This window comes from Serratia sp. 506_PEND (assembly GCF_001076875.1).
GTDB classification, from domain to species: Bacteria; Pseudomonadota; Gammaproteobacteria; order Enterobacterales; family Enterobacteriaceae; genus Serratia; species Serratia marcescens.
This window is the reverse complement of the sequence record NZ_JVEL01000085.1, coordinates 1-222: the sequence shown is the minus strand read 5'-3', so window position 1 is coordinate 222 and position 222 is coordinate 1. Positions and strand designations below refer to the sequence as shown.

The following is a 222-nucleotide window of genomic DNA, read 5'->3' as shown; positions in this document are numbered from 1 at the left end:
TAATACGCTCAATAATCCCGCGCGCCTGCGGGTTGCCTGGTATACCGGTTTGGTGGTCAATGCCCAGACGAGAAAATATCCCCGTAATATCTGCATCGAAGGTTTTGTTCTTCTCACCGCCACCGTTATCTGAGTAATAAATCAGCGGCACGCCAAACTGCGAGATACCGTGACGAATGGCATCGCCGACAGCAACCTGATTTTCAGATAAGGCCAGACTCC

At 50.9% G+C, this 222-nt stretch carries 1 pseudogene; it reads right to left on the bottom strand.

The window, feature by feature from the left end:
* A pseudogene (locus ADK28_RS02780) lies at positions 1-222 on the bottom strand (DDE-type integrase/transposase/recombinase); the annotation flags it as partial.